Annotated in this window: 4 protein-coding genes and 1 pseudogene; 3 read left to right on the forward strand and 2 right to left on the reverse strand. The window is 71.5% G+C overall.

The features are described 5' to 3' along the window. A partial coding sequence (locus BN10_RS17570) for an L-lactate permease (RefSeq protein WP_198014078.1) occupies nucleotides 1–932 on the reverse strand: 932 nt, incomplete at its 3' end. An 11-nt stretch (nucleotides 933–943) separates the two neighbouring features. Here BN10_RS17570 and BN10_RS18320 point away from each other — a divergent pair. From BN10_RS18320 to BN10_RS14980, 3 genes and pseudogenes are all read left to right on the forward strand, one after another. Beyond that, a pseudogene (locus tag BN10_RS18320) lies at nucleotides 944–1,334 on the forward strand (FadR/GntR family transcriptional regulator). Nucleotides 1,335–1,354: 20 nt separating this feature from the next. Next, a complete protein-coding gene (locus tag BN10_RS14975; RefSeq protein ID WP_010852086.1) occupies nucleotides 1,355–1,798 on the forward strand; it encodes an acyl-CoA thioesterase in 444 nt (147 codons plus the stop codon). Continuing rightward, on the forward strand, nucleotides 1,795–2,421 hold the full coding sequence (locus BN10_RS14980; RefSeq protein WP_010852087.1) for a hypothetical protein: 627 nt from the start codon (nucleotides 1,795–1,797) through the stop codon (nucleotides 2,419–2,421). Before BN10_RS14975 ends, BN10_RS14980 begins: the two co-directional genes overlap by 4 nt. Here the strand turns inward: BN10_RS14980 and BN10_RS14985 are convergent. After that, nucleotides 2,403–3,160 (reverse strand): MFS transporter (locus BN10_RS14985; protein ID WP_040752048.1); only part of this gene is annotated, 758 nt, incomplete at its 5' end. The genes BN10_RS14980 and BN10_RS14985 overlap by 19 nt on opposite strands.

Below are 3,160 nucleotides of genomic sequence, written 5' to 3' on the forward strand. Positions count from 1 at the left end.
GGGGCGCTCGGGCCGCCCGCCGCGACCAGCTCGCGCTGCCGCTCCTCGGCGAGCGTCTCGAGGGCGGCGTCGCGCCCCTTGGGCTGCCAGACGCGCAGGAAGGCGACGGCGGCCAGCAGGCCCGCGAGCGAGGCGACGATGTCGGTCAGTTCGACCGAGAACCAGGTGGCCGAGACCCACTGGGCGAGGGCGAAGGTGACGCCGACGACCACGGCGACGGGCCAGGTCTGGCGCACGCCGCGTCGGCCGTCGGCCATGAGCACGAGCATGAGGGGGACGAAGAGGGCCACGACGGGGGTCTGGTGACCGACGTAGGCGCCGATCTCGCGGTAGTCGATCTTGGTCAGTGTCCCCGCGGTGATGATCGGCGTCCCGATGGCGCCGAAGGCGACCGGGGCGGTGTTGGCGAGCAGGACGACGGCCGCGGCACGCAGCGGTGAGAAGCCCACCGCCATGAGCATCACGCCCGTGATCGCCACGGGGGCGCCGAAGCCGGCGAGCGCCTCGAGCAGGCCGCCGAAGCAGAAGGCGATGATGATCGCCTGGATCCGGGGGTCGTCGGAGATGAGGTGGAAGGTGGCTCGCAGGTCCTCGAACCGGCCCGAGACGACGGTCACCTGGTAGAGCAGGATCGCGGTGAAGACGATCCACATGATGGGGAAGAGGCCGAAGGTGGCGCCCTGGGTGGCCGCCATGACGGCGCGACCTGCCGGCATGCCCCACACGGCGACGGCGATGACGAGGGCGACGAGGACCGAGCACAGGCCGGCCCAGTGCGCCTTCCAACGCAGCACTCCCAGGGTGAAGAAGACGGTGAGCAGCGGGATGGTCGCGACCAGCGCGCTCAGCGTGAGGCTGCCACCCACCGGGGTGAGGGTCGGTTGGTAGGGGTCGACCGCGAGCGGGAGCCCCGCGGGGGAGGCAAGGGTCATCGAAACCTCGTGTGACGTCGTTGTCGGCGGTCTGGCGCAACTGTTCAGACCAATACTTGGCTTCACGAAAGTATGGTCAGCCCATTGAGTCGTCAAGTCCTGGGGAGAGTTCGACGCCGCCGATCACGCCGCGGCGCGCCCTGCGCGCCGCCGTGGAGGTCATGGAGCAGCCGGACGTCGACGAGGAGCGCTTCAACGACGCCGACACGGCCTTCCACGTCGCGCTCGCCGACGTCTCGGCCAATCGCCTCGCCAGCGACCTCACGATCGCCATCCGCCCAGCTGCGGGCCGAGCACCGCGCCATCCTCACCGTCGTCGAGGAGCGCGACGCCGACCGCGCGGAGCGGCTCGTCGAGGAGCACATTGGGACCGCGTGGGTGCGCCTTCGCCAGCCGAGCTGAGCACTGCAAGGATGGCTGCCATGGCCCGCCCCTACCGCGTCGAGGTTCCCCTGCGCTGGTCCGACATGGACGCCTACGGCCATGTCAACAACGTGCAGTACCTCCGGCTCCTGGAGGACGCCCGGGTCATCGGCTTCCGCGAGTGGTTTCCCGGGCGCGATGTCGTGGCGTCCGGACTCGTCGTGACCCACCACGAGATCGAGTACCTCCGACCGCTCGTTTATCGTGCCGCCCCCATCGAGATCGAGATGTGGGTGACGGCGGTCTCGGCGGCGGCCTTCAGCCTGGGCTATCGCATCCTCGACCCCCTCTCGGTCGGCACCGACGTGTATGCCGTCGCGCAGACCGGCCTGGCCGCCTTCGACCTCGAGGCCGGCCGGCCGCGCCGCCTGGGAGATGCTGCCATGGCCGAATTGCGTTCTCGCGTGGGCAAACCCGTGGCGTTCCGTTGGGTGGGCAAGTGACCGAACCCTTCGTGCTCGTCGACGAGGAGTCCCTCGCCGACCTCGGGCGGTATGCCGCGCGCGCCCGCTCGCTGGACCCGGACGCCGCCGTGCGACTCCAGGCTGTCGGCCAAGTGCTGGCTGCTTGGGTGGGTGTGCTGCCAGGCCACGGCCTCATGGGTGATGGCACGGTCCTGGGGCTGCGGACCTTTGCGCTCGCGACGGCAGCCGATCACGACGTGACCGTGCCCGTGCAGGCCATCACGGATCGCACCGCGCGAGGGACCCACGTCCTTCCGATTCCACCGACGCGCGCCTTCCCGCAGTGGGGGGCTCTCACGCCGCCGAGGTCCGGGTGGGAGCCGGTCGGGACGTTGGCCGCGGCCACACTGATCGAGGCCGCCACGGCTGGCATCCGCGAAATCGGTGTCGGTGCCGGGCCGGGCTCCGGTGCCCTGGCCGTCGCTGACCTTCGCTCCCGGGTCTGGGGCCGGCCGCTGGACGCGGTCCCCGCGGTGAGCGCCGGGGTCGGCTTTGCGGCATACGGGCTGGGATTCCTGACTCCGGACGCGATCGTGCCCGTGCACCGCAGCGGCCCGTGGCGGCGGCTGGCCTGCCCCGGTGGTTACGTCCTGATCCGCTGAGCGGCGACGAGCACGAGCGAGGATAGCGCGCCGATCGCGAGGAAGAGCAGCGCGAAGAGCAGGCGGTCGCCGCCTTCGACGTGCCAGGTCGAGAAGGCGGCCGTGGCCGCGGCAATGCCGAGCACACCACCGAGGACGTCGGCGAGCTGGATCGCCGACGACGCCTCCCCGTGCTCACCCTCGGTCACCATGCCCAGCGCGAGCAGGCTGGTGGTCGTCGTCCCCACGCCCATTGCGAGGCCGAGGAGGACCATGGGCAGCGCGAGGGTCGGCCACGGCAGGTGCAGGAGCGTGATGCCTCCGATCCCGGCATTGCCTGTCATGAGCAGGGCTCCGCCGGCGAGCACGAAGCGGTCGCGCGACACTGTGGTGCGGGTGTGTCCCTGCCACCAAGCTCCCGTCGCCCAGCCGAGTGAACCGACCGCGACGAGGCCACCGGCGACGAGGAGGGTCTGGTGGTACTCGGTGACGACGAGCAGTGGGACATAGGCGATTCCGGCGCCGAAGGCTGCAGAGAGCAGGGCGCGCGAGAGCATGACGGACGGTATGCCGCGGCGCATCAGCCAGGTGCCGGCCGGCACCAACCGCGGGGCGGTGAGGGCCACGCCGAGGACCCCGGCGACCGAGAGGACCGCGGGCCAACCCAGGCCGTGCTCGGTCCCGGCGGTGCCCCACTGGACGGCACCGGCGGCCAGCGCCAGGCCAAGACCGGACCAGGCGGCGCGGCGGGGGGGGGGGG

The sequence above is a fragment of the Phycicoccus elongatus Lp2 genome (genome assembly GCF_000367525.1).
Taxonomy (GTDB): domain Bacteria; phylum Actinomycetota; class Actinomycetes; order Actinomycetales; family Dermatophilaceae; genus Phycicoccus_A; species Phycicoccus_A elongatus.

Excerpts from the sequence above, each read along its gene's own strand:
- BN10_RS14975 (WP_010852086.1), top strand. The coding sequence starts at position 1,355 with ATGGCCCGCCCCTACCGCGTCGAGGTTCCCCTGCGCTGGTCCGACATG.